This window comes from Tenacibaculum sp. Cn5-46, from assembly GCF_022347705.1.
GTDB classification, from domain to species: Bacteria; Bacteroidota; Bacteroidia; order Flavobacteriales; family Flavobacteriaceae; genus Polaribacter; species Polaribacter aiptasiae.
The window spans coordinates 579,448-605,458 of the sequence record NZ_JAKRGD010000001.1; the positions used below are offsets into that span (position 1 = coordinate 579,448).

Consider the following 26,011-nt stretch of genomic DNA (forward strand, 5'->3'; position numbering starts at 1 on the left):
AGGTGAAGGGGATTATTCTAAAATAATTTTCTTAGACATATTACCTAAATCAGAGTTTAGTTTAACAATATAAACTCCTGAAGCTAAAACTGGTAATGTAATTTTACTTACTCCATTGGAGTTAATATTTGTATTAACTATTTCTTTACCAAGTATAGAGTATACTTTAATATTAGCTTTAGCTCTTAATCCAGTTACAGTAATTTCTTGTACATCTGATTTGTACATGCTTACATTTTCAAGAGAAGTACTAGGTGTGTTTAGCTTTTGAGCTGTAGTATGGATATAAAATTGTCCAATTCCTTTACTAGCATTTGTTAAGCTTACTGTATGTTCTCCTTCAGAAAGATTAATAAATTTGTTATTGATTCGATCCTCTAAAAAGATTTGAGTATCAGAAGGTAGGTTTTGTGAATTTACAGAGAAAATAATTTCTTTATTTCCATCACTGATAAGACCTACAGGAATAACCATTTTTTCAATGTTTGAGTTAGGTAAAGTTTGAATAGCTAACTTTTTTCCTTCATTATCACTTAATAATTCTGTAAATACAGCAAATTTATGATTTACTCCTCCATACATTTTAGAATCATATCCATTGTCAAATCCTTTAGTTTTTCCATCTATAAAGAACACTTTAGTAGATTTTTTATTTTTTCCTTCAGAAATAAATAATTCAAAAGAAGTCTTTGGTGCTTGTTTCATAAAGGTATCGGAACTTTGGTGACTTTGATTTGATGTAGAGAAAGTAACATTACCAGAACCACTAGCTTCTACAAAGAAACCTTGTGCTGGAGCTATTTGAATTGGACTAGCAGAATTATAGGTTACATATTGTGAACCATCCCATAACCATACAGTTTGTTCTGATAGTAGCCCTATATTAGCAGCTGTAAAAGTACTTGAATTTACATAAGAAGTATATGGATTACCAATTAGATTAAAGTTGTTTCTGCTACCTGTAGCAATAGGAAAGCTTACATTTGAAGTTTCTATATTCCCAGTAATTGATACATCTCCAGCAGTTGCTAATTTCATAGATACACCAGCTCCTGATACTAAAAGACCAGTAGTTGCATCGGTAGCATAAATCCATGGAGTAGCACCATTATTAGTAAATGCACCAATACCTATGTTACTTCCAGATCCTGTCGCAAAAGTATGATTATCAATTACATCTTGTTGTGTTTCTCCAGAAACAGGAGCAGATACCAAATACCAGTTGGTAGTTGGTAAGTTTCTTGAATAGGTTGTAGTACCAGTAACAGAAGCATTGGCAATTAATGAAGCTCCTGAAGCAATATTGATAGAGTTAACTGTTACTGATGATGAAATTGTTGGGTAATTTGTCATTCCATTTGGAATAGCTACATCAGAAGTAGTGACAGGAACTGAATTTGTATTCCAATTAGAAGCAGTATTCCAAGAGTTACTTGTTGCTCCAGTCCATGTAATAGCTGAAGTTTCTGTAATTGTAGGTACATCTATATGACTAGAAGTATTTCCAGCATCATCTTCTGCTTGTACTACAAAATTGTTAATACTGTTTTGAGTTAAATTAACATTAAAACTCCAAGAATTTCCAGAAACTGTATCTGAACCTAATGAAACTGAGTTATCAGCTGTTCCATCGTTGTTAGCGTCCACATAGGCATGTACCGTAACTCCATTTTCGGTATGTGAACCAGAAATTGTTTGTGTATCGGCGTTTATAGTTATAGCTCCAGAAGGAGTTGTTACTATTGGATTAGCTGGGTTAGTCGAATCTTCTGTAATTGTAGGTACATCAACATCGCTAGAAGTATTTCCAGCATTGTCTACAGCTTGTACTACATAATTATGAGTAGTGTCAGGAGTTAGATTTACTGATAAACTCCAAGAGTTTCCAGAAACCGTATCAGAGCCTAAAGAAGTTGAGTTGTCAGCCGTTCCATCATTATTTGCATCGGCATATAGATGCACCGTAACTCCGTTTTCAGTAAGTGTTCCAGAAATAGTTTGAGAACCAGCGTTTATAGTTATAGCTCCAGAAGGAGTTGTAATTATTGGATTAGCAGGACTGGTTGAATCTTCAGTAATTGTAGGCACGTCGACATCACTAGAAGTATTTCCAGCATCATCTACAGCTTGTACTACGTAATTATGAGTAGTATCAGAAGTTAGGTTTACTGATAAACTCCAAGAGTTTCCAGAAACCGTATCAGATCCTAAAGAAGTTGAATTGTCAGCCGTTCCATCATTATTTGCATCGGCATATAGATGCACTGTAACTCCGTTTTCAGTAAGTGTTCCAGAAATAGTTTGAGAACCAGCGTTTATTGTTATAGCTCCAGAAGGAGTTGTTACTATCGGGTTAGCAGGACTGGTTGAATCTTCAGTAATTGTAGGCACGTCGACATCACTAGAAGTATCACCACTATCATTTGCTTGTACTACAAAGTTATTAGCTGCATCCTGTGTTAGGTTTACAGAAAAGCTCCAAGTATTTCCACTAACTGTAGCAGAACCTAATGAGACAGCATTGTCAGCCGTTCCATCATTATTAGCATCAACATATGCATGTACAGTTACACCGTTTTTGGTATGTGTTCCAGAAATTGTTTGTGTTGCTGCATTTACAGTAATAGCTCCAGAAGGAGTTGTTACTACTGGAGTAGCAGTTGGTACTGAAGAAACACTAACAGTTCTTGTGTCATTAGCACTAGCAGCATTTTTATCTGTTGCAGTAACTGTAATGGTTCTATTAGATGTTCCTGGAGTTGTTGAGGTATTTCTATACCGTAACGATTGTAAAACTTCTTGTACAATAGCATTGGTTGCATTGGTATTAAAAGTAATTGTTAGTATAGTACCATTTGTAACAATACCACCACTAGCACTTAAAGTTCCAACAACAGTTCCATTAGCTAGGATATTTATGCCACTTATTGTAATAGCTGTTCCATCTCCATCTGTATCTGAAATACTGATTTCATCAGCTGCTTCTGCGTTAGCGGTAATTTGAGTAGCTAAAGTTCCACCATCCCAATCTGAGTCTCCATCTGAATCATTAACAGTTGCTGTAGCATCTATCTGAGTAGCTGAATCCCCTTCAGTGTAACCTAAAACAGTGTTTGCTAAAGATATAGAAGGATCTGTATTAGCAGAGAAAACTTTTACACCACTTTCAGGTACTGAGACATTATCAACTCTGGTAAATTCAGAAGAAGAATTAAAGTCTGTACATATTCTTATACTAAGTTTATTAGCACCTGTAGCTATACCAGAAATGTTTACCGTACCTGAGCTAGTATAATTTGAATTTAAATCACCAACTGTATGAGAACTACCACCAAATTGATTAGCTATTTGTGTCCAAGGTCCTTCGTCAATACTATATTCAACATCTATGTATTCACTTCCATCATGTCCTACCCATTCTAAATCTACAGAAATACTTACAGAACCTCCTACTGCAGAAATATCTAAAACAGGAGATTCCCAGCATATTTCTTCATCTATGTCTGAGAATTCTAGTTTACCACTTGAAGTTTTAATATAATCGCCTGTATTAAGCCCACTAAGATTACCATTAATAAACCAATTTACATCAGTAAAATTAGTACTATTACATGAATCTGAAGTTCCGCCTGGGCAGGCCCCAGAAAGTATTCCTTTATCTGCTGTAGAAAATGTTTCGCTATATTGGGAATACGAGGAAATGGTATAAATAAAAAATAAGATAAATAGAGAGAGATATTTCTTTCTAATTTGTGTAGTTTTTTTCATAATATAAGTTTTGTTTTAATGAGGATTATTGATCAATAAAAAGAAGAACAGGTGTAAAAAACCTGCTCCTCATTCCATTTCGATAATTTTTTAATTTCTTGAAGGAAATACACCTTGTGTACATATTATATAGTTAATTACCTGAACAGGCTGTATGTTGTTAAAAGGAGCATTATTACCAGTTGGGCTAACAGTAACAGTACCTCCGGAAAGAGATACGTTTACAGGAACGTTAAACGGTTTTAAACTGGCATCAGCTGTCTCAGTGCTATACATATTAAGTTCATTTTGATTTTTGTTAACTTCTCCTAATGATAATATAACATTGTTTCCAGGTTCTGACGTGTTTCCTGTTTCCGTACTCGCAGGAATAGATATAGAAGCACTAGCGGTAGCTGCTAAGCCAGTAACTGCTGCTGCATGAGTATGTGCAGGTAAATTCAAAAGAGTAAGAACTGTTGTTTCTGCACCAGTTCTTTGCCCTAGTCTCCAGTCATAAAGGCTTCCAGGATGTCTGCCTGGAGAAATAGCAACTCTACCACGGAAATCAGGTAAAGCAAAAGTAGTTCTACCATCTCCTCCATAAGTTGTTCCTAATATTGAGAATAATGCAGTATTAGAGGAGATTGCCATTAATTGACCATTACATATAGCCCATCCTCTAGGAGCAAAGTTTCCTGCAAACATTTTAACTTCTCCTAAAAAGCCTTCTTGTTGAGCATTACTTGTTTTAGTAGATAATAAGCAGATAAATAGTAATCCGATGAATTTCAATTTTAATTTCATAATAAATAGTTTTAGTTTGGTTAATGGTTTTTATATAATTCCTCACAACAAAGCTATTGGTCACTATTATAATTTTTTATTTAAAAGTATTAAGTGAAGTGTTTTAAGGAATGAGTGGGTGTTTTTTTGTAATAAGCGTTTTCTTTGGTTTTAAAAAGAACAGTATGTTAAAAGCATAAGATAATTTGTATGAACAAATTTTTCTATACGAGATACAAAACCAGTAAGAGATGTGTGAATTTTTGATTTTGAATTGATGAAGAATTCATATAAAAAATCAGAAAGAGAATATGTTTCTCTATAGGTTTGGGGGACGTTTATCGAATTATTTTCTTTGGGAGATAATAATCCAATAAAATTGTTTTTCATTTTCATATTAAACAAGTCTAGTTTGACTAGTCCAAATTTAATGTCAGGAGATTTAATTTTTGGGGTGTTTTCCCCCTAAAAGGCATGATGAAAACATCCTTTTTTTTAAAAAAAATAGGATGTAAGTGCTTAGTTTTTACACCAAAAGAAGGGTGTAAGTAGAATTAAAACAGTAAATAATTCTAAACGCCCAATAAGCATTAGGAAAGAACAAAACCATTTTGCTCCTGTAGATAAATGATTAAAATTATCAACAGGACTAACACTTCCAATAGCTGGGCCTATATTACCTAAAGAAGAAGCACAAGCACCTAAAGCAGAATATAAATCTAAACCAAAGAAAGCTAAGATTACTGTTCCAATAATGAAAATGAGCATGTATAATACAAAGAAAGAAAGTATGTTGAATACAATAGTTTGATTTACAGCTTTTCCGTCATAACGCACCGGTATAATTGCATTAGGATGAATTGATTTCTTGAATTCTAAAAAGCTGTTTTTTAGCATTACAATGTGTCGAACAATTTTTACTCCTCCAGAAGTAGAACCTGCCGATCCTCCTAAGAAAAATAATGAAAAGAAAATAGCAGTAACAAAAAAGCTCCACATAGTAAAATCAGCTGTTACAAAACCTGTAGTGGTTACTACTGATATTACTGAAAATAATGAATGCCTAATAGCGCTTTCTACTTTACCTAAAACCATAGGGTGGTTAATTGAAGTTTGTAATGCTGGGTCTTGATAAAAAATAATCATAACAGCAACAATAGAAGATATTATTAGTGTTCCAAAAAGGTAATATTTGAACTCTTCACTTTGAATTACTTTACTCACTTTTCCTTTTAAAGCAAAATAGGTAAGTACAAAATTTGTACCTGCTATGAACATAAAAAAGATGATGATATACTGTATTAAAGGAGTCCCATTCCAATGAGCAACACTAGCATTCTTTGTTGAAAAACCACCTGTGCTAACTGTAGCCATAGCATGATTTATAGCATCAAACCAAGTCATTCCAGCTACCTTTAAAAGTAAAAATTCTATAACAGTTAATAAAACATATATTAACCATAAACGCTTAGCTGTATCGGTAATTCGTGGGTGTAATTTATCTGTTGAAGGTCCTGGAGCTTCCGCCATAAATAATTGCATACCTCCAATTCCTAATAATGGTAATATAGCAATGGTTAATACAATTATTCCCATACCGCCAATCCAATGAGTAGCACTACGCCAAAAGAGTATTCCTTTGGGCATTGATTCAATATCAGTTAAGATTGAAGATCCCGTAGTTGAATAACCAGAAATAGTTTCAAAAAAAGCATTTGTAATATTAGGTATACTACCAGATAATACATAGGGAAGCATTCCAGTAAATGATAATGTAAGCCATCCTAAAGTTACAATAAGATATCCTTCTTTTTTCTGAATTTTCTTATTGTCAGGTTTATTAAAAAAATAAAAAACCAGACCTAAAGCAACGGTAATAATACCGGCATTTAAAATCCCCCATTTAGAAGGCTCATCATAATAAAAACTAAAAGGCAATGAAAGCCACATGAACAATCCATTAAGAATTGCTGTTATTCCTAAAAAACGGTAAATTAATTTAAAATTAAGATTCTCCATTAGTTGAATAAATCTTCTACTGTTGATATAGCTTCAGGCAAACAAAACACAATTGCTCTATCTCCACTTTGTAATTGGAAATCTCCAAAAGACATATGAGCTTTTCCTTCTCTAACAACACCACCAAAAACAGCTTCCCTAGGGAAACGTAATTCTTTAATAGGCTTTTTAGTTACTTTAGCGTTTTCTTGAACTTCAAATTCAAAAACTTCAGCATCGATGTTATGTAAGTTAGCTAATGCTAATATTTCACCTTTACGGATATGACGGAAAATATTACTTGCAGCGATTAGTTTTTTATTGATAAGTGTGTCTATACCAATTGTTTGAGAGATGTTTATATAGTCCATATTCTCAACCAAAGCTATTGTTTTTTTAACACCTTTAGATTTAGCCACTAAACAAGACATTATATTAGTCTCAGAGTCTCCTGTAACAGCTACAAAAGCATCCATTTCTCTAATATTTTCCTCTTCTAAGAGTCCTAAGTCTCTACCATCTCCATGAATTACTAAGGTATCTCTTAGGTCTTCAGCAAGATTTAAGGCTTTTTCTTTCTTTTTCTCTACTAATTTAACTTTAAAGTTGTCTTTACATAAGTTTCTAGAAGTTTTTCGCCCTATGCTACTTCCTCCTAGAATCATTACATTTTTTATATCTATTTGCTCTTTACCAATTATAGGGTGTAATTTATCAATACTATAATTAGGAACTGAAAAATATACCTGATCGTTCATTTTATATACAGTATCACCACGAGGAATAATAGTTTGAGCAATACCTTCTCGTTTAATAGCAATGGTAATAAAATCTACCAAGCTAAACTTGTCTTTAGCTTCTTTTACTGTTAAATCTAAAATTGGCGATTTATAACCAAGGGTAGTTCCCATGATATTAAATAAACCATTTTCAAATGCTACAGTGTCGTTAAACGAGGATTGATTTAAAAGAAATTTTATTTCTTCAGCAGCTAATTCTTCTGGAGAAATCATAAAATCAACACCGTAATCTTTAAAATTGATACAATCGTTTTTTAAAAATTCAGGGTTGTTTATTCTAGCAATTGTTTTTTTTACGCCTAAAGCTTTTCCTACTACTGAAATCGTAAAGTTTGTATTTTGACTTTCAGTAACAGCTAATAATAAATCGGCTGATTCAATACCAATCTCTTTTAAAAGTTTTATTGAGGTAGCATCTCCTTTTTTAGTAAAAACATCTAAATGATTATTGATGTAATTTAATTTATCACCATCAAAATCTATCACAAAGGTGTCTTGCGACTCGTAAGAAAGGAGTTTAGCCAAATGAAAACCAACGTCTCCAGCCCCGGCTATAATAATCTTCATATTTTTTATTGAAAAAGATAGAACGCAAAGATACTGTGCTTCTTTGGGTTGTGCAAAAAATGAATTATATTTATCGTTGCTATGTAAATAAATTTATATGAAAAAGATATCAATAAAGTCGTGGGCTATTGACGATATGCCGCGTAAAAAACTGATGCTAAAAGGAAAAAGTACACTTTCAAATGCAGAATTAATCGCAATTTTAATTGGAGCAGGAAATAAGCAAGAATCGGCTGTAGGCTTAGCTAAGAGAATTTTATTGTCTGTTGATAATGATTTAAATAGTTTATCAAAATTATCGGTACAAGCTTTAATGAAATTCAAAGGAATTGGAGAAGCGAAAGCAATTACAATTGTTTCAGCTTTAGAGTTTGGAAAGCGAAAATTATTCATGCAAAAAGAAGAAGAATTAAAAATTTATAGTTCTAAAAATGCCTTTAATATTATTCAACCTTTAATTGGTGATATTGAGCACGAAGAGTTTTGGGCTTTATACTTAAATAATTCAAATGTTGTGTTGGAGAAATTCCAAATTAGTAAGGGAGGTTTTACTGCTACCTTGGTAGATATTAGATTATTATACAAAAGAGCTTTAGAATTGTCGGCTGTAGGAATAATCGTTTGCCATAATCATCCATCAGGGAAATTAGAGCCAAGTAATTCAGATATTGAGTTGACTAAAAAGATTAAAAGTGCTGGAGCTACATTAAACATAAAATTACTAGATCACATAATAGTTACTGAAAAAACGTACTTTAGCTTTGCCGACGAAATGATTTTATAAATCTTGGGCTTTACAGTTTAACATTTACTCACTATGATACTGATTTATACTCATAAGGTAACACCAAGAGTACGTTATATTTTTAAGCATATTTTTACACGTATTTTACAAATTCCAATTGATTTTACAGGAAAGGTTGAAGATTTTGTAGCTTATAATGGTGCAAAATTTTCATATACCAATGTAGCCTTAGGAAAAGAATTCTTTGTAAAAAGTAATGAGTTGTTATTTCAACAAGGAGTAAGGGATATTGATATCAATGTTCAGAAGTGGGATGATGTTTCTTGCTTTTTTTTAACAGGAGAACAATCAGAAATACCTTTCGATATTTTTGCAGCTAGCTTTTATCTAATATCTAGATATGAAGAGTATTTGCCACATATAAAGGATAAATATGGTAGATTTTCTGCAGAAGAAAGTATAGCTTTTAAAAACAACTTTTTAGAAAAACCATTAGTAGATATTTGGGCTTATAAGTTTTTAGAGAAATTAAAAATTAAGTTTCCTGATTATGAACATACAACAAGAAAATATGAATACATTTCAACTATAGACGTTGACAATGCATTCGCATATAAGTATAAAAGTTTTGTAAGAACAATAGGAGGTTTTTTTAAAGATATTTCTCAATTTAAAATTTTCACCATTTGGGATAGGTTGGCTGTGTTATTCAGTATTAAAAGAGATCCGTTTAATACATTTAGCACGATTTTAGAATTGAAAAAAATATATAAAGTAAGAACTGTTTTTTTCTTTCTAATTGGTGATTATACAACTTTTGATACGAATGTATCTACTTCAAAAAGTAAGTTCAGGTTATTAATCAAGGATATGGTTGATTATGCACGTGTTGGTTTACACCCATCATATTATACCATGAATAATGGAACTTTATTAAAAAAAGAAGTTGAAAGGTTAGAGAGTATAACAAATGTACCAGTTAAAAGATCTCGTCAGCATTATTTACGAGTTTCTTTACCAGAAACGTATCAAAAATTAATTGACTTAGAAATTGAAGAAGATTATTCAATGGGATATCCAAATTATACAGGTTTTAGAGCAAGTACTTGCACTCCGTTTTATTTCTATGATTTAGAGTTTGAAATTCAAACACCTTTAAAAATATTTCCGTTTGCTTTGATAGATTCTACGTTAAACGATTATATGAAATTAACGGCTAAACAATCTTTAGGTAAAATAAGAGATTTAAAAAATGAAGTTAAGGCTGTTAATGGAACTTTTATAACTGTTTTTCATAATGAAAGTTTAAGTAATTATCAGAGATGGAAAGGTTGGACAAGGGTATACAGTTCTATGCTAAAAATAGTGAGAAGTTAAAAATTGATTGATGGATATAAAACACATTTTTTTTGATTTAGATCATACTTTATGGGATTTTGATAGAAATTCAAAATTAACATTTGAACAAATATTTAAGGAGCAGAGTATCAAAATTCAAATAGATGATTTCTTAGAAGTTTACATGCCTATTAATTTAAAATATTGGAGGTTATTCAGAGAAAATAAAATTTTAAAAAAGGATTTACGATATAAAAGACTAAAAGAAGCTTTTGATATACTCAAATATGATGCTTCAGATGATTTAATTGATAAGATTTCTGAAGATTATATTAAATATTTACCTAATAATAATTACTTGTTTGATGGAGCCTTTGAGATTTTAGATTATTTGGTACAAAAATATGAACTACATATTATTACAAATGGTTTTGAAGAAGTACAAAATGTAAAACTAAAAAAATCTGGAATTGATAAATATTTTAAAAAAGTAATAACATCTGAATGTATAGGAGTAAAAAAGCCAAACCCTAAGATTTTTGAATATGCTTTAAAACAAGCCAATGCTACGGTAAATAATTCAATGATGATTGGAGATAGTTATGAGGCAGATATTGAAGGAGCAGTTAATGTAGGAATGAGTGCTATTCATTTTGTAACCGAACCTAATATAAATAAAACTGTTACTAGTATTAATTCGCTTGCTCAATTAAAGCAATATTTATAGGTTTGTTGCGTTATAAGAAAACCAAATTATGATACTAAAAAGATATTGTTTATTCCTATTGTTAGGTTTCACATTCTTGTCTTGTGTTAAGGATGTAGATTTAGATCAAGTAAATGATTTTGATTCTAAACCTAAGTTTATTGCTTCATTAGTTTTTTTTAAAATTCCAGCATTAAGTTTTTTAGATAATACTAATACAGAGATAACTGGGCTTATTACTGATCGATCTAATTTAACAATAATAGAAGAAGAAGTTGTACAGGAAAATTTATTAGAAATTGTTTTTGATTTTGAAATAACCAATCCTTTTAATAGAAATATTAATATTAATATTGAATTTCTTGACGATTCAGATGTAGTTACTTACGCGGTAACTCCTTTATTAATACAAGCAAATACTCCAAAGTTTGAACACAAAGAAACGATTACAATTAGTAACTCTCCTTTGTTTTTAAATACAAGAAAAATAAGAACTTCTTTAGAGTTGATCACAACAACAGGAACACCAATAGATCCTAATGATTTAAATGAGTTTATTTTTAAATCTGCAGGTACATTTACCTTTAAAATATAATTATTAATGCGAGATTTTTTTAAACTAATTGTACTGTTAGTATGTGGTGTTTTGTCTGTAAATGGTCAAAATAAACCGTTATTATATGACTTTGATGAGATACCTCAGACAATGTTATTAAACCCAAGTGTTCGGCCTGGTTATAAAGCTCATATTGGAATTCCTCTGTTATCAGGAATTCATTTTAATGCTGGTTTGAGTGAAATTACAGTGGCTGATTTATTTAGAAATGATAACGTGGATTTCAATGTCAAGGTTAGAAATGCTATCGATAGAGTTTCAGTAGATGATTATGTGAGTTTTAATCACCAAATTGAAGTTCTAAGTGGAAGTTACAGGTTAAATGACAAAGATTTTTTAAGTGTTGGTTTCTATACTGAAATTGATTTTTTTGCAAATTATCCAAAAGACGCTATCGACTTAATTAATGATGGTAATGCAGCAAACTTAAATAGAACCTTTTTAGTCTCACAAGTAAATGTAAAAGCAGATGCATTAAGTGTTTTACATGTAGGACTTTCAAGAAAAATTAATTCTCAGTTTACACTTGGAGGAAGGTTTAAGATTTATTCAGGAATAGCAAATGTTACTTCAACAAATAATACAGGTAGCTTTACTACTCGCTTAGGACAAAATAATATTTATACTCACACAATTAATAATTTAAATTTTAATGGTTATAGTTCTGGATTATATTATGAAAATGATATAACAGCAAGTGATATTGTTGGTAAAGCTTTCTTTTCTAATTTAGGATTAGGTTTTGATATTGGTTTTAGTTATCAATTAGATCAGCAAACAAAAATAACAGCGAGTTTATTAGATATAGGTTTTGTTAATTATTCTAGTGATATAAGAAATGTTACGGCTAAAGGAGATTATACTTTTTCTGGAATAGAGTTCTTATATGATAGTACCAATACTAACTACTGGGAAAATTTAAATGATGATTTTAAACAACAAGTACCTTCAGAAGAAAATGAAGAAGCTTATTCTGTGATGAGGCCTATTAAATTTAATGCTTCTTATAAATACGGGTGGGGAAGAAGTAGAAATGAAGAGAATTGTAGTGACATGTCTTACAAAGAATATTACAATAATTCTATAGGTGCCCAATTGTTTTCTGTTTTCAGACCAACTGGACCTAAATTTGCTTTAACTGGATTTTATGAACGTAAATTATCAGGAAAAATCAATACTAAATTTACTTATACTATAGATGATTTCTCTTATACAAATATAGGTTTGGGATTATCAAGTAAAATAGGTAAATTTCACGTCTATGGTTTGGTAGATAATATATTTGGATTAGCTGATATAGCAGATACTAATACAGCTTCATTCCAATTTGGTATGAACTTAATTTTTAAATAAATATGAAAAAAATATTTTTTATTTTTTTGCTTTTCACAGCAACAATTTTTGGTCAAAAAAGTATTAATAATTATAAGTATGTTATCGTACCTAGTAAGTTTGATTTTGTTAAACAACCTGATAAGTATCAAACGAGTTCTTTAACTAAATTTTTATTTAAGAAATATGGGTTTGTAGCTTTTTTAGATAATGAAGAACTACCAGACGATTTAGCACAAAATAGATGTAAGGCTCTAATGGGAACGATAAAAGATGAGTCTGGTATGTTTAATACTAAAAGTATTGTAGAGTTAAGAGATTGTTATAATAATTTAGTTTATTCATCTAAAGTAGGTAAAAGCTTATTAAAAGATTATAAAAAAGCTTATCATGAAGCCATAAGAAACGCTTTTAAATCTATAGAGAAATTAAAGTATAAATACACTCCAGCAACAAGCGAAAAAGAGGTAGCAGTAGTTGAAAAAAACCAGGTTGTAGTTAAAACACCTAAAACTATTGAAGTTAAAAAGAATATAAAAACTAATGTAAAAGCTGTAGTAAACCCAATGCTATACGCTCAACCTACTAATACTGGATATCAAGTAATCGATTCTGATCCTAAAGTAGTTTTTAAAATATTAAAAACTAATGTAAAAGATGTTTATGTAATCCAAAATAAAAATGGAATCTTATATAAAAATGGAAATATTTGGATTGCTGAATACTACAAAGGAGAGGAGAATGTAATTGAAAAATATCAGATTAAATTTTAATTAACTTAATAATTATATTTATCACCCCAACGTTGTCTTAATAATTCTCTGAATTGATTTTCTCTAGCATTATTACCTGGCTCATAAAATTTAGTGTTTTTTATTTCATCAGGTAAGAATTCTTGATTTACAAAGTTGTTTTGATAATTATGAGAGTATTGATAGTCTTTACCATAGTCTAAATCTTTCATTAATTTAGTTGGGGCATTTCTCAAATGTAAAGGAACAGATAAATCACCTGTAGTTTTTACCAGATTTTGAGCTTCACCAATAGCCATATAAGAAGCATTACTTTTAGTAGAATTAGCCAAATATATAGCACATTGACTTAGTATAATTCTAGATTCAGGATATCCAATTGTTGAAACAGCTTGAAATGTATTATTTGCCATTATAAAAGCTGTTGGGTTTGCATTACCAATATCTTCAGAGGCTAAAATTAACATTCTTCTAGCGATAAACTTTACATCTTCACCACCTTCAATCATTCTTGCCAACCAATATACAGCAGCATTAGGATCGCTTCCTCTAATGGATTTTATAAAAGCTGAAACAATATCATAGTGTTGTTCACCAGTTTTATCATATCTAACCGTATTTTTTTGAATTTTAGATAAAACTAATTCATTAGTTATTTCTATTTCTTGATCTGCTGCAACCAGTAATTCAAATATATTTAAAAGTTTACGAGCATCACCACCAGATACCTGTAATAAAGCATCTGTTTCTTTTAAAGTAATTTTCTTTTGAGAAATGAATTCATCTTTTTTAATGGCTCTATCTATTAAAGCGATTAAATCATTTTTATCAAAAGAGTTTAAAATATATACCTGACATCTAGATAGTAGGGCAGGTATGACTTCAAAACTTGGGTTTTCAGTAGTAGCACCAACTAAAGTAACCCAGCCTTTTTCTACGGCACCTAATAAAGAATCTTGTTGAGATTTACTAAAACGATGAATCTCGTCAATAAATAGGATTGGATTTTTTTGTGTAAATAAACCTCCACTTTTCTTAGCTTTCTCAATAACATCTCTAACATCTTTAACTCCAGAACTAATTGCACTGAGGGTATAAAATGGTCGGTTGGATTCTTTTGCAATGATATTGGCAAGTGTTGTTTTACCAATTCCAGGAGGTCCCCAAAGTATTAAAGAAGGAATAATTCCTTGTTTAATATGATTGGTTAAAATACCATTATCGCCAACTAAATGTTGTTGACTTATATAATCTGATAGTTTTTGCGGACGTATTCTTTCTGCCAAAGGTTGATTCATTTGGTAAAAATAGAAAAGTTTTATGACAGATGTTCCGAAATTTTTGTTTGGATTTATTTTTGTTAATTTAGATATAATGAAAGAAGAAAGTCAATTAAAATATTCTAATAAGGTTTTTATTATTCCTTTTCTTTTTGTCTTTTTGATATGGTTTATCTATTGGATAGAAATTAAGTTTGGGTTTAATTTTAACAAATTTGGGGTATTACCGAGAAAATTAACAGGTTTAAAAGGGGTTTTAAGCTCACCTTTTATTCACAGTGATACAAATCACCTTTTTAATAATTCAGTGCCCCTATTTGTGCTCTCAACATGCCTTTTTTATTTTTATAAAGAAGTCGCATTGAAAGTTTTGGTATATGGAGGACTTGCAACTGGTTTTCTTACGTGGATTATAGCTAGGGAATCTTACCATATTGGGGCTAGTGGAATTGTTTATTTACTTTTTAGTTTTGTGTTTTTTAGTGGGGTTATAAAGAAGCATTACCGTTTGGTGGCAGTTTCATTAATAACAATTTTTTTATATGGAAGCATGATATGGTATGTATTACCTATTAAGGAAGGAATGTCATGGGAAGGACATTTGTCAGGGTTTATAATGGGGTTTATTTTGGCAATATTTTATAGAGGTAAAGGAATTACACAGAAAAAATTTGAATTTTCTAAAACTGAATTTGATGATATGTTTGATGAGGATGGAAATTATGTGCCTCCAATTGTAGAAGATGAATTAGAGATTGAAGAATTTAATTATAAATATATTTATAAAGAGAACGAGTAAATTATTTTTATTCATAAAAAAGCAGTAGTAATTACTACTGCTTTTTAATTTAATTATAAATGAATTATTCTATTCATCCCACCAAAGTCTATCAGTCATAGTAATACCTGAAGGTACATTAGAAGAGTTAAAATCAAGTTCAGATTGAGGATATAATCCTCTTCTGATATAATTTGCTAATGTAGCATTGTTAGGTAATGATAAGTAACCATTACCTGGATAAGAAAAATTATGCCTTCTCATATCAGTCCATGTTTCAAGATTCATTGTGAACATTGCTTTGTATTTTTCAGTCATTATTTTTTCCATTGTAACTGTACTAGCTGTTTCATTAGCATGTAATGTTTTGTAGGCATCAATTTGAGCGTTATAAGCAGGGATGTCGCCACCTTCAGCAGTTATTAGTGAAACTACAGTTGGTGTTACCAAGTCTAATTGGGTATTGATAGCAGCATTCAGAGCAGTAGCGGCTCTTCCCGGATTATTAGCTCTCATGGCAGCTTCTGCTTCGATAAACCTCAATTCAAAATAAGTAGCAATTAATTGAGGAGAAGCTTTTTTACCATAATAAGTACTTGGCCCTACTGGTGAATAAGATGCACCACCTGTTGGATCACCATTATTTTTACCAATATATCCTAAAACACCGCCATTTAAAGGATAATTAAAAGGTTTGTTGTCCCAGTAAGCTCTTAATCTAGGATCATTTGTATCTTTTAATAATGTCATAAATTTATTAGAAGCAACTATAAGATTGTTTTCATATAAAACATACCAAGGGTTTTGCCAGTTAGAAGTTCCATCGTAGTTAAAGTCAAAGTTTCCAGAATTATTCATGCCTAAATTAATAGCAGCATCAACATAACTTAGAGCTTTTGTAGCGGAACCAGAAGGATCTTTTTTACTTAGATGATTATGATATCTAGCTAAAAGTAGATTAGCAGCTGCTTTCCATTGATTAATGTTTCCTTTATAAATTATATCTTGACTACTATTTACTGGAGTTGAGGGTGTTTTATTAAAATCTGTAATAGCTCCTTCTAATAATGAAAAAATTGCATTATAAATACTTTCCTGAGTATCGTATTTTGGCTGAGAGATTAGTACCCCTTGAAAAGCTTCACTGTAAGGTATATTTCCATAAACGTCTGTTAATGCACCTAACATGGTTGCCATCATAACTTTAGCCATAGCTACGTGTTGCCATTGTTCAGATGCAGTACCTACTCTGATGATTTCATATGCATCTTTCATTCCTGTTCTATATGGAACGTTAAAAAATCCAGTAAAATCATTTGAGGTTAATTGATACCTGTCAGCATTGACGCCAATTGCATGATTACCAGCAAAAGTTTGAACAAATGTACCTGCATATCTATCCCAATTATATCCAAAAGCACCTGCAATATCTGCTTGTGCATTTGTAATAAGCAAGTCTAAATTAGCCTCGGTAGGATTGTTTGGGTCCCTGCTTAATTCATCCATAGTTAAATTAGAACAGCTAAACATTGTAACAATCATTATAATTGCAATTAAATGATTGTATGTGTTATTTTTTATATTATTATTTTTCATTTTTAAAAGTTTAATTTTAAGTTAAAACTATATCCTTTTGTAGAAGGAGCAGATAAAATATCATAACCTTGAGCATTACTTCCAGCACCAAAACCACTAGTTTCTGGATCATGACCAGTATAGTCAGTTTTTAACCATAAATTGTTTCCAATAACTGATAGTTTTACTTTAGAAAAACCAACTTTATTTACCACATCTGTTGGTAATGTGTAACCTAAAGAAACAGTTCTTAATCTCAACCAAGAGGCATCTTCCACCATTTCTTCTCCAACTCTCCTAAATATATCTGTATAATAGCTATTGGTTAGTCTTAAAGGGGTAGTATTTGGTTGACCTGTTACAGAATCAACTCCAGGATAAATGATTGTGCTATTTGCAGTAGGTACACCAACATTTGGATCTGTTGGGCTAGGGTACCATCTATTTTCTGTGTCTATATGTTTTCCTGAATATATCCAACCAGCTTTAGCATCGTTAATTACGTCACCTCCTTGTTTTACTTCAAATAAAAAGCCCAATTCAATTCCTTTATACTCAAAATTTCCATTAAATGTTAACATAAAGTCTGGATTAGTATCACCTAATACACCATTAGCCGTTGCTATTTGAGGAACACCATTTACAGTTATAACATTCCCATTATTATCTCTATCCCAAACACTACCAATAATAGTACCTGTAGACATACCTTTACGAGCTCTAATTGAGGTGTTAGACCACCATCCAGTTGCAATAGTTATTTCATCTATACCTGTAGGTAATTCTTCTACTACATTTGAGTTTTTAGTGAAATTAATGCCTAAATCCCAATTAACATTTTCTATTTTCCATAAGTTTTTAAAAGTTAATAAGGCTTCTATACCTTTATTTCGAACAATTCCTGCATTAGTTACAGTTGATGAGTATCCAGTAGAATTTGCTAGTGGAATGTTAATAATTTGTCCATCTGTTTTCTTATTATAATATGTAAAATCTAAACCAATCTTTCTACTCAGAAAACTAAGCTCAGTACCTATTTCAAATTCAGATGAAATTTCTGGTTTTAAATTTGGGTTTTTTTGACTATCACTAACTTCTGCTCTAGGCTGGTCTAAAGCATTTATGCTTATTTTATCAAAAGTATCATACAGGGAATATAGTGGAGCACTTTTACCTACTTTAGCCCATGAACCACGTATCTTTCCAAATGTTAAAAAGTCATTATCATTTATAAATTTAGAGAAGATAAGTCCAGCATTTATAGACGGATAAAAGAAGCTTCTATTAGAAGAAGGTAGGGTAGAAGACCAGTCATTTCTACCTGTAGCCGTTAAAAGTAAAAAGTTTTTATAATCAAAAGTTACTTCCCCAAATACTCCAATAGTTCTTTGTGCACTTTGATATGCGTTAACCTCATGATTAACATAGTTTGTTATGTTAACATAGCGAGGTAATACCTGTTCTTTTCCTAAAACATTTATTTGATCATATGATCTTTCGTTAATATTACCACCTAGCATATATGAAATATCTAAGTCATCATTTACTTTCGCGTCACCTGTAATAATTAAGTCTGAGTTTACTTGGTTGTATGTAGCTCTCCAATCACTCATATCTCCCTCTCTAGCTGTTGTGTTAACATCTGTAATAGGTCTAAATCTTTTTCTTATATCGGTATAGTTATCAACGCCAATTTTATAGTTAACTTTAAAGTAATCACTGAATTTATATGATACACCTAAATTTCCAAATACACGATTTACTTTATTGTTTAAAGGTGTTTCGTTAACTACCCACATTGGATCTGCTACGCTACCGGAAAACCAAGTTTTTTCACCCTGAGAATCTGCCCAGTTTCTATTTACTAAATCCCACATATGATGATAATAGATCAATCCTGAACCCCAACCGTTTCCACCATTTAGTCCTCCAACTGAATTTCTCTCTGAGTTGATATATTGCATTGCCCCTGAAAAGCTGAACTTATCATTTATGTCATATTGACCATTAATAGAAGCATTGTATTTTAAATAATCTGAATTAATTACAATACCTTCACTATCACTTCTAGAAAATGAAGCGTTGAAACTTCCTTTATCTCCTCCAGAACTTACTGAAACATTTTGAGTATTAGTATAGCCAGTTTTAAAAAAGTTTTGATAATTGTTTTTAAAATGTGGAATTAATTGTCCACCTACGTCTACTCTTGTACCGGTTCCATTTAAGTCAATAAAAGTACCAGCTGGAAATACTGGATTTGTTGAGTATGCTGGTCCCCAGTTCCAGTGAGTTACCGGACTAAAATCACCAAACCTACCTCTTGAGTATTTTTCGGTTAATTGGGTAAATTTATTTGGCTGACTAAATGCCATTGATGTTTTTACTTCAACATTTAAACGACCATTGTTTTCTCCATTTTTTGTAGTAATAATTACAACACCCGCAGAAGCACGTTCTCCATATAGCACAGTTGCAGCACCTCCTTTTAATACAGTCATAGACTTTACATTATTCATGTCAATGTCTGCTGCTCTATTGGTACCGTAATCTCCTCTTGCGGTTGAAAGAGTAGAGTTATCAATAGGAACACCATCAACAATAAATAAAGCTTGATTATTTCCTAATATTGAAGAATTACCACGTATCACAATTCTTGATGACGAACCAACATCACCAGAAGAATTTGTAATATTAACACCAGCAACTTTACCAGATAAGGCATTAACAATATTTCCGTCTGTATTTCCCTTATTTAGTTCATCAGCTTTTAACTCTGTTACAGCATAGCCTAATTTTTCTTTTGACTTTGATCTACCCAAAGCTGTAATAACTACAGTGTCTAGAACATTGTCACTTTCCATTGTAACAGTCATGTTATTTGAATTTGTAACTGTTTTTTCTAAAGTTTTCAGTCCTACAAAACTGAATACAATCACATCTCCTGTTTTAGCTTTTATAGAAAACTTACCATCAAAGTTTGTTTCAGTCCCTTGATTTGTACCTTTAACCATTATAACAACTCCTGGTAAAACGCCAGAATCGTCTAAAACTGTACCAGAAATTACTCGCTCTTGTGCAAATGAAATTTGCATTATCAACGCTAATGTTAACGTCAATATCCCATTTAATTTTGTTTTAATCATACGAATTTGAATTAATTAAGTTCAAAATTTAATGATTCAAATGACTATGATTTATGGTAAATTAATTAACGGTCGTATTACGTAATAAACGGTTGTTTTGGTGTAATAAACGGTTTAAGTTTTCGTACAAAATGAGAACAAATAATTCAATGAGTCTTTATTGAAGAAGAAATTAAATTATTTTAGTAGAAAAGGAGTTATCGTGTTTATTTTCTACTAATAATAGATAATTATTAGTAGTCATTATAATGATTTTATAAAACAAAAAAGTCTTGAATACTCAAGACTTTTTATTGTTGTATTTATATATTATGTTAACGTCTTTGTCTTACCGTTTCATAAAGAAACGCTCCACAAGCAACAGAAACGTTTAAAGAGCCTATTTCTCCTAGTAAAGGAAGTTTTGCTTTGTAATCTACCATCTTTAATACAGAATTGCTTACTCCTTTATGTTCAGATCCCATTACAATAGCAATTGGTTGCTTAAAATCAATATCAAAAATAGAATCTTCTGTTTTTTCTGTAGCAGCAGCTAGCTTAATTTCGGCAGCTTGTAATTGAAAAATTGCATCTTTAATATGATCTACCTTACAAATAGGAACTTTAAAAGCAGCACCAGCAGATGTTTTTATAGTTTCTGCATTAACAGGAGCACTCCCACTTTTTTGAATGATAATCCCATTAACACCTGTACATTCAGCTGTTCTAATAATAGCACCAAAGTTACGAACATCTGAAACTTGATCTAATAATAAGAATAATGGAGTTTTATCTGAGTTTATTGTGTTTTCGATAAGTGTTTCTAAGTCATGAAAATCTATAGGGGAAATCTTAGCAACAGCACCTTGATGATTATTATGTTTTGATAATCTATCTAATTTTTCTGTAGGAACTACACTAACAGATATTTTATTTTTTTTTAATAATTTATCTAATTGAAAAAATAGGTCTCCTCTAAGCCCTTTTTGAAGGTAAACTTTGTTAATAGAAGCATTACTTTCTATAGCTTCAATTATTGCTCTTATACCAAAAATAGTTGTATTTTCTTCCATGCTGCAAATGTAGTTGAATTTATTGTATAAAAAAACCACCTCGAAAAGAGGTGGTTAAAATTATAATATATTAAATAATATTATGGATTTTGATCTGAAGCAGAGATTGCATCATTTAAGTTAATTTCACTTAAAGGAATTTGGAAAGTAAGTCTTGGATCTCCTGCTAATACATTATAGTAAGCAGAAGGAGCCTGTAAGTGGTTAGATCCTGGGTAAACTCTAATTAAGTCATCACCCCATCTTTTTAAATCTAATAAACCAAATCCTTCACCCCATAATTCAATTCTTCTTTGCCATTTAATCTCATCTAATAAAGCAGCTCCTGTATTAGTTGAAAGAGTATAAGCTGTATCTCTAGTAGAAACTAAATCAAATAAAGCTTGTGCAGCACCTGAATCATTTCCAGCACCTAATAAAGCTTCAGCTTTGATTAAATACATTTCAGCAACTCTCATATAAGAATAGTCACCTTCGAAGTCAGTGTTGTCATAAAACTTATAGTTATAAAACTGCTCTGGTTTTCCTTCTTTAATGAATCCATTATCTGGACCATACCAAGCATTTCTTACGTCAGTAGCAGGTACTTTATCGTGTAATCTCTTATCAACAGTTCTGTGGTGACCTAACTGACCTGGGTAACCTAAAGTAGTACCAAAGTTAGCTTGGTTAGCAGCAGAATAAGACTGAATTTGAGAGAAGAAAGAAGCATAGTAAGAACTTAAATCAGCATTTAAGTCAGCTCCCCATAACCACTCTGGATTAGAGATAAATTGGAATCCATCAGTTAATTGACTAGCAGCTAAAGAAGCACCAGCGATAGCAACATCTGCCATGTTAGCAGCTTTAGTGTAATCTTTAGTTAAAAGATAGAATCTAGCTAAGAATCCAGCAGCTACATTTTGATTAATAGAAGTCTTATCAGGTCTTGCATAACCAGCTAAACCATCATAACCTTCTGTTAAATCTTTCTCAATTTGATTATAAGTATCAGCAACAGTTAATCTACCAAATCCTGGTCCGTTAATTAAATCAGCAGTTGGATCAATAATTGGAACACCTGCATCTGTTAAAGCAGGATTACCTTTTTGGAAAATTTGAATTAACTGTAAGTAAGAAAAACCTCTTACCACTTTAGATCTAGCTAATACGTATCTTAACTGATCATTTAATTGAGATGGATCGATACCTCCAATTAAACCAATAGTCTGGTTTGCTCCTTTAATAATTGTATAATAGTAATTCCAAACTAAACCAGCTTCAGTACCAGCGTCCTGAGTTCTACCGATAAATTTGTATACGTCATCATACCACCATCCGTTATCAATATCAATCATGTCGTTCCCCATAAGGTCCATCATGATATCAACAGATTTTTGACCGTAATCACTATGCCAAGTAGTACCTGCTACTTGGAATGTACGGATGTTGTTTACAGTACCTTGATCAAAAGAGTTTGCGATATCTAATAAAGCCTCTGGAGATTCAGCTGCTAATGCCGCGATATCAGCATCTGTTGTTACATTTAGCTCTTCTGATGATAAAAAATCTTTGCTACAACTTGACAACGAAAGAACTGCTGCCGTTGCTAAAATAAAATATTTTTTCATGTTAAATAATTATTTAATTATTAAAAATTGATGTTAACCCCTAAAGTATAGGTCTTTAGAGTAGAATATCTTACTGAGTTGTTATTCCCAGTTACACTTGCTCTTGGGTCAAACCCTTGAGTTCCATCAGCAGTCCATAAAGCTAAATTATTTCCAATAGCGTATATTCTTACTTTAGATAAACCAATAGTGCTGGTAATATCTTGAGGTATAGAATATCCTATTACTAAGTTGTTTAAACTAATGTAGTCAGATTTTCTTAAGAATAAGTCAGATTGGAAGTAACTTGTAGTTCCGTCAAAAACTCTAGGTAATGTACCAGTAGTATTGTCATACCCCCAAGTTTTGCTGAAATCTCTGTTAAAGTTACGTCCGATACCTCCGTCAAAACCGTCGTTGTAAACAGCATCATAAGAGTATCCTCCAAATTGATAGTTTAAATCAATAGCAAAATCAAAGTTTTTATAAGTTAATGTTGTAGAGAAACCACCATAAACATCTGGAAGAGCTGATTTACCAAGTAAGATTTGCTCAGCAACACTTGAGTCTTCAGTTGTTCCATTAGTTGGAGTAGTTCCATCAGCTTCAAATTCTTTTTCAGTAGCCCAAATAGCGTGACCATTAGCTGGGTTGATACCTACGTAATCTCTGATAAAGAAATCAAAAGCACTACCACCTTTAGTCCATCTGTAAATTCCATTATCAATAAACTCTCTTCCTGGTGCTAACTTAGTAATCTCATTTTTGTAGTGAGTAGCATTTAAGTCAACAGTCCAAGTTAAGTTATCGTTTGTAATAATGTCATAAGCAACAGATAATTCAACACCTCTGTTTTCCATGTCCATTACGTTTTCAGGAACAGAAGGGAATCCAGTTGAGTCAGGTAAAGGTCTGTTAAAAATTAAGTCAGAAATCTTTCTTACGAAATATTCAGATTCAATTCTTAATCTATTGTTAAGCATGTTTAATTCAAAACCTGCATTGAAGTTAGTCGAAGTTTCCCATTGTAAGTCTTTGTTACCAAATACTGTTTTCTCAGGGCTAAAGTTAGTACCATCAGAAGTAACAGTATACTGATCTTCATAAGGAACATAGTTTCTAGTAGCAGTTCCTGGGTAGAATACGATATCATTACCTTGAGAACCAATACTTGTTTTAATTTTTAACTCGTTAATCCAAGTTACATCACTCATGAAGTTTTCGTTAGAAAGTCTCCAAGCAGCACCAGCTCCCCAGAAGTTACCCCATCTGTTATCTGGGTGGAATACAGAAGAACCATCTCTTCTAAAACTAGCATTAAAATAATACTTGTTATCAAAGTCATAGTTTAATCTAGCAAAGTAACCTTCTAAGTTATACTCGATTGGTCCACCAGATACATTTCCAGCACCATCATTTTCAGCAAATAAATCAACAGAAGTATCTGTAGAAAGGAATTGTCTTCTTTTTTGAGCTCTTAAGTTTTTAAAGTCATATTCAGAAGATTCGTGACCTAAAAGTAAATCTACATTATGCTTATCAGCAAAAGTTCTTCTCCAGTTAATTAATTGTTGGTTTGTAGTTGTCATACCTCTTGTGAAGTTAACATCTAATCTACCACCTGGAGCCACACCACTACCTACTACTTTATTAGTATAGTTTGTAATGTTTGCATTTGTTAAATCGATACCAAAGTTATAAGTAAAGTCTAAACCTTCTAAAAGAGTTATTTTAGCATAAGCTCTTGTATAGAAGTTATCTCTTTCAGCTTCATTTATATTAAGAGTCTGTAATGCGTGAGGGTTAGAGAAACCTGAATAAGGTCTACCACTTGCAGCATTAGGAGAAACAACATCAGCCCAATCCCATTGAGGATTTCCATTGATATCTAAAGCTAATTCACCAGTATTGTGATCAACAGCGAATACAGGATAAATTGGTGCAGTATTTCTTACCCAAGCAAAGTTACCTGTAATATTATTAGTAAGAGTACCTTTTTGTAATCTATTAGAATAGTTTAAAGTAGTACCAATCTTAATTGCATCGTTAACTTGAGCGTCAACGTTAGTTTTGAATGTATAACGTCTGAAACCAGTATTTACGTTATAACCTTCGTTATCTTCATGTCCAAAAGACATATAATAGTTAGTCTTTTCAGAACCACCTGAAATACTTAAGAAAGTACTTCTTACTCCACTTGCATTAGAGAAAAGCTTTTCATTCCAATCTCCAGCCCATAAGTTTGCTCCTCCTCTAACTTTTCCAGTTACAGGATCTACAACATTTGTACGATCTCCACCTAAAGTGTTGTACACTAAACCAGCAGGTCCGTCGATTAATTGTTGTGAAGCAGTAATTCCTGCTTGTGCTTCAGTAGCACCACCAGCGATTTCGTTGTTTTTTAACATTCTGTGGTAAGCTTCGTAGTACTCACCAGGAGAAGTCATAACATCGTAATCAGCTACAGCTCTATCAGTAAAACTTGTTTTAACATCTAAGTTAACTTTGATGTTACCTTTTTTACCTTTCTTAGTTGTTAAGATAATAACCCCGTTCGCACCTCTGTTTCCATAAAGAGCAGCTGCTGCAGCATCTTTTAAGAATGACATAGACTCAATATCATTAGGGTTAATAGATGTAATTGACTCGTTAAAAGGAACACCATCTACTACATATAATGGAGCAGAAGAACCTGTTAAAGATCCAATACCTCTAAATCGAACACTAGGAGCAGCACCTGGTTGACCTGAGTTAGCGTATATTTGTACACCAGCTACCTTACCAGCTAAACCTGTTACGGCGTTACCTGAAGCTACTTTAGTAAATTCTTGTGATTTTACCTCACCAATAGAACCTGTTAATGATTGTTTCTTTTGAGTACCATAGGCAGTAACAACAACCTCTTCAAGTAAGTTGTCAGTTTCCATAGTAACATTAATTTGGTTAGAGCTTCCAACAGTTTTTTCAACTGTTTTCATTCCAACAAAACTAAAAACTAAAACCTCTCCACTCTTTACCTTGATAGTATAATTACCATCAAAGTCTGTTTCAGTACCTTGAGTAGTACCCTTTTTAATGACTGTCACTCCAGGAAGAGGGCCAGATTCATCGGCAACCGTACCTGAAATCGTCCTTTCTTGTGCAAAGGATATTTGCACAAATAACACTAATAGAAGTGTTAAAATTCCATTAAACTTTGTTCTCATT

Annotated in this window: 18 protein-coding genes; 7 read left to right on the forward strand and 11 right to left on the reverse strand. The window is 31.8% G+C overall.

The annotated features are described in order from the left end of the window. Nucleotides 1-12 precede the first annotated feature (12 nt). The 5 genes from MHN29_RS02655 to trkA form a co-directional block, all read right to left on the reverse strand. Entirely contained in the window at nucleotides 13-3,768 is a 3,756-nt protein-coding gene (locus tag MHN29_RS02655; protein ID WP_235273115.1) for a T9SS type A sorting domain-containing protein, read from the reverse strand. 90 nt (nucleotides 3,769-3,858) lie between these two features. Next, nucleotides 3,859-4,554, reverse strand: coding sequence for a phage tail protein (locus MHN29_RS02660; RefSeq protein ID WP_235273113.1), 696 nt, complete (start codon nucleotides 4,552-4,554; stop codon nucleotides 3,859-3,861). A gap of 150 nt (nucleotides 4,555-4,704) precedes the next feature. Beyond that, the gene (locus MHN29_RS02665) at nucleotides 4,705-4,929 is read right to left on the reverse strand and encodes a hypothetical protein (protein WP_239176064.1); all 225 of its coding nucleotides are present in this window, start codon (nucleotides 4,927-4,929) and stop codon (nucleotides 4,705-4,707) included. Nucleotides 4,930-5,052: 123 nt separating this feature from the next. Next, a complete protein-coding gene (locus MHN29_RS02670) occupies nucleotides 5,053-6,552 on the reverse strand; it encodes a TrkH family potassium uptake protein (RefSeq protein WP_235273112.1) in 1,500 nt (499 codons plus the stop codon). After that, nucleotides 6,552-7,898, reverse strand: a complete 1,347-nt coding sequence (gene trkA / locus MHN29_RS02675) for a Trk system potassium transporter TrkA (protein ID WP_235273110.1) — start codon at nucleotides 7,896-7,898, stop codon at nucleotides 6,552-6,554. Before trkA ends, MHN29_RS02670 begins: the two co-directional genes overlap by 1 nt. A 97-nt stretch (nucleotides 7,899-7,995) precedes the next feature. Here trkA and radC point away from each other — a divergent pair, with 97 nt between their 5' ends. The 6 genes from radC to MHN29_RS02705 are packed head-to-tail and all read left to right on the forward strand — an operon-like array spanning nucleotide 7,996 to nucleotide 13,408. After that, nucleotides 7,996-8,682, forward strand: coding sequence for a DNA repair protein RadC (gene radC / locus MHN29_RS02680; RefSeq protein ID WP_235273103.1), 687 nt, complete (start codon nucleotides 7,996-7,998; stop codon nucleotides 8,680-8,682). A gap of 33 nt (nucleotides 8,683-8,715) precedes the next feature. Beyond that, nucleotides 8,716-10,020, forward strand: a complete 1,305-nt coding sequence (locus MHN29_RS02685) for a polysaccharide deacetylase family protein (protein ID WP_235273102.1) — start codon at nucleotides 8,716-8,718, stop codon at nucleotides 10,018-10,020. 10 nt (nucleotides 10,021-10,030) lie between these two features. Then, the gene (locus MHN29_RS02690) at nucleotides 10,031-10,708 is read left to right on the forward strand and encodes a YjjG family noncanonical pyrimidine nucleotidase (RefSeq protein ID WP_235273099.1); all 678 of its coding nucleotides are present in this window, start codon (nucleotides 10,031-10,033) and stop codon (nucleotides 10,706-10,708) included. Nucleotides 10,709-10,736: 28 nt separating this feature from the next. Further along, complete coding sequence (locus MHN29_RS02695; protein ID WP_235273096.1) at nucleotides 10,737-11,282, forward strand: hypothetical protein; 546 nt, start codon at nucleotides 10,737-10,739, stop codon at nucleotides 11,280-11,282. A gap of 6 nt (nucleotides 11,283-11,288) precedes the next feature. Beyond that, complete coding sequence (locus MHN29_RS02700; protein ID WP_235273094.1) at nucleotides 11,289-12,656, forward strand: DUF5723 family protein; 1,368 nt, start codon at nucleotides 11,289-11,291, stop codon at nucleotides 12,654-12,656. 2 nt (nucleotides 12,657-12,658) lie between these two features. Then, a complete protein-coding gene (locus MHN29_RS02705; RefSeq protein WP_235273093.1) occupies nucleotides 12,659-13,408 on the forward strand; it encodes a hypothetical protein in 750 nt (249 codons plus the stop codon). A gap of 5 nt (nucleotides 13,409-13,413) precedes the next feature. Here MHN29_RS02705 and MHN29_RS02710 read toward each other — a convergent pair whose 3' ends face one another. After that, on the reverse strand, nucleotides 13,414-14,685 hold the full coding sequence (locus MHN29_RS02710; RefSeq protein WP_235273089.1) for a replication-associated recombination protein A: 1,272 nt from the start codon (nucleotides 14,683-14,685) through the stop codon (nucleotides 13,414-13,416). Nucleotides 14,686-14,761: 76 nt separating this feature from the next. Between MHN29_RS02710 and MHN29_RS02715 the strand changes: the two genes are divergently transcribed. Then, nucleotides 14,762-15,466: a rhomboid family intramembrane serine protease gene (locus MHN29_RS02715; RefSeq protein WP_235273088.1), complete on the forward strand. Its 705-nt coding sequence runs from the start codon at nucleotides 14,762-14,764 to the stop codon at nucleotides 15,464-15,466. 69 nt (nucleotides 15,467-15,535) lie between these two features. Here the strand turns inward: MHN29_RS02715 and MHN29_RS02720 are convergent, their stop codons facing one another. The 5 genes from MHN29_RS02720 to MHN29_RS02740 all read right to left on the reverse strand — a co-directional run bounded on the left by MHN29_RS02720 (nucleotide 15,536) and on the right by MHN29_RS02740 (nucleotide 26,010). Then, nucleotides 15,536-17,041: a SusD/RagB family nutrient-binding outer membrane lipoprotein gene (locus tag MHN29_RS02720; protein WP_235273082.1), complete on the reverse strand. Its 1,506-nt coding sequence runs from the start codon at nucleotides 17,039-17,041 to the stop codon at nucleotides 15,536-15,538. A gap of 2 nt (nucleotides 17,042-17,043) precedes the next feature. Continuing rightward, complete coding sequence (locus MHN29_RS02725) at nucleotides 17,044-20,163, reverse strand: SusC/RagA family TonB-linked outer membrane protein (protein ID WP_235273081.1); 3,120 nt, start codon at nucleotides 20,161-20,163, stop codon at nucleotides 17,044-17,046. A gap of 314 nt (nucleotides 20,164-20,477) precedes the next feature. Continuing rightward, nucleotides 20,478-21,215, reverse strand: a complete 738-nt coding sequence (gene rlmB, locus MHN29_RS02730; protein WP_235273079.1) for a 23S rRNA (guanosine(2251)-2'-O)-methyltransferase RlmB — start codon at nucleotides 21,213-21,215, stop codon at nucleotides 20,478-20,480. An 80-nt stretch (nucleotides 21,216-21,295) separates the two neighbouring features. Next, on the reverse strand, nucleotides 21,296-22,825 hold the full coding sequence (locus MHN29_RS02735; RefSeq protein ID WP_235273078.1) for a RagB/SusD family nutrient uptake outer membrane protein: 1,530 nt from the start codon (nucleotides 22,823-22,825) through the stop codon (nucleotides 21,296-21,298). Between the two features lie 20 nt (nucleotides 22,826-22,845). Further along, complete coding sequence (locus MHN29_RS02740) at nucleotides 22,846-26,010, reverse strand: TonB-dependent receptor (RefSeq protein WP_235273075.1); 3,165 nt, start codon at nucleotides 26,008-26,010, stop codon at nucleotides 22,846-22,848. Nucleotide 26,011: the final 1 nt, after the last annotated feature.

Excerpts from the sequence above, each read along its gene's own strand:
- MHN29_RS02700 (WP_235273094.1), top strand. The coding sequence starts at position 11,289 with ATGCGAGATTTTTTTAAACTAATTGTACTGTTAGTATGTGGTGTTTTG.
- MHN29_RS02665 (WP_239176064.1), bottom strand. The coding sequence starts at position 4,929 with ATGAAAATGAAAAACAATTTTATTGGATTATTATCTCCCAAAGAAAAT.
- MHN29_RS02725 (WP_235273081.1), bottom strand. The coding sequence starts at position 20,163 with ATGATTAAAACAAAATTAAATGGGATATTGACGTTAACATTAGCGTTG.
- MHN29_RS02695 (WP_235273096.1), top strand. The coding sequence starts at position 10,737 with ATGATACTAAAAAGATATTGTTTATTCCTATTGTTAGGTTTCACATTC.
- MHN29_RS02710 (WP_235273089.1), bottom strand. The coding sequence starts at position 14,685 with ATGAATCAACCTTTGGCAGAAAGAATACGTCCGCAAAAACTATCAGAT.
- MHN29_RS02715 (WP_235273088.1), top strand. The coding sequence starts at position 14,762 with ATGAAAGAAGAAAGTCAATTAAAATATTCTAATAAGGTTTTTATTATT.
- MHN29_RS02690 (WP_235273099.1), top strand. The coding sequence starts at position 10,031 with ATGGATATAAAACACATTTTTTTTGATTTAGATCATACTTTATGGGAT.
- trkA (WP_235273110.1), bottom strand. The coding sequence starts at position 7,898 with ATGAAGATTATTATAGCCGGGGCTGGAGACGTTGGTTTTCATTTGGCT.
- MHN29_RS02670 (WP_235273112.1), bottom strand. The coding sequence starts at position 6,552 with ATGGAGAATCTTAATTTTAAATTAATTTACCGTTTTTTAGGAATAACA.
- MHN29_RS02655 (WP_235273115.1), bottom strand. The coding sequence starts at position 3,768 with ATGAAAAAAACTACACAAATTAGAAAGAAATATCTCTCTCTATTTATC.
- MHN29_RS02705 (WP_235273093.1), top strand. The coding sequence starts at position 12,659 with ATGAAAAAAATATTTTTTATTTTTTTGCTTTTCACAGCAACAATTTTT.
- rlmB (WP_235273079.1), bottom strand. The coding sequence starts at position 21,215 with ATGGAAGAAAATACAACTATTTTTGGTATAAGAGCAATAATTGAAGCT.
- MHN29_RS02720 (WP_235273082.1), bottom strand. The coding sequence starts at position 17,041 with ATGAAAAATAATAATATAAAAAATAACACATACAATCATTTAATTGCA.
- MHN29_RS02660 (WP_235273113.1), bottom strand. The coding sequence starts at position 4,554 with ATGAAATTAAAATTGAAATTCATCGGATTACTATTTATCTGCTTATTA.
- MHN29_RS02740 (WP_235273075.1), bottom strand. The coding sequence starts at position 26,010 with ATGAGAACAAAGTTTAATGGAATTTTAACACTTCTATTAGTGTTATTT.
- radC (WP_235273103.1), top strand. The coding sequence starts at position 7,996 with ATGAAAAAGATATCAATAAAGTCGTGGGCTATTGACGATATGCCGCGT.
- MHN29_RS02735 (WP_235273078.1), bottom strand. The coding sequence starts at position 22,825 with ATGAAAAAATATTTTATTTTAGCAACGGCAGCAGTTCTTTCGTTGTCA.
- MHN29_RS02685 (WP_235273102.1), top strand. The coding sequence starts at position 8,716 with ATGATACTGATTTATACTCATAAGGTAACACCAAGAGTACGTTATATT.